This window comes from Aquitalea sp. ASV11, from assembly GCF_016429185.1.
Classification (GTDB): Bacteria; Pseudomonadota; Gammaproteobacteria; order Burkholderiales; family Chromobacteriaceae; genus Aquitalea; species Aquitalea pelogenes.
In genome coordinates this window covers 1-327 of sequence record NZ_JAELUD010000197.1, presented here as the reverse complement: position 1 = coordinate 327, position 327 = coordinate 1, and the positions used below count along the sequence as shown (strand labels likewise).

1 protein-coding gene is annotated in these 327 nt (G+C 75.5%); it reads right to left on the bottom strand.

The window, feature by feature from the left end:
• Window positions 1–90: 90 nt before the first annotated feature.
• Window positions 91–327, bottom strand: a 237-nt coding sequence (locus JHD62_RS21685) for a hypothetical protein (RefSeq protein ID WP_199104610.1), incomplete at its 5' end; no start/stop codon positions are given.

The following is a 327-nucleotide window of genomic DNA, read 5'->3' as shown; positions in this document are numbered from 1 at the left end:
CTTCATGATATTAACATGGCGGAAATCGCAAACTCAATTGTCATTGCAGATTGATTGCAGCCCCCGCCGGGGCTGGCTTCAGGGCTGGTTTCAGGATTGGGCCGCCTGGGCCGCGCGCAGCTTGTCCCTGTCTCTTATACACATCTGACGCTGCCGACGAACAGTAAGATGTGGGGGGGGGGGGGGGGGGGGGGGGGGGGGAGTGGGGGGGGGGGGGGGGGGGGGGGGGGGGGGGGGGGGGGGGGGGGGGGGGGGGGGGGGGGGGGGGGGGGGGGGGGGGGGGGGGGGGGGGGGGGGGGGGGGGGGGGGGGGGGGGGGGGGGGGGGG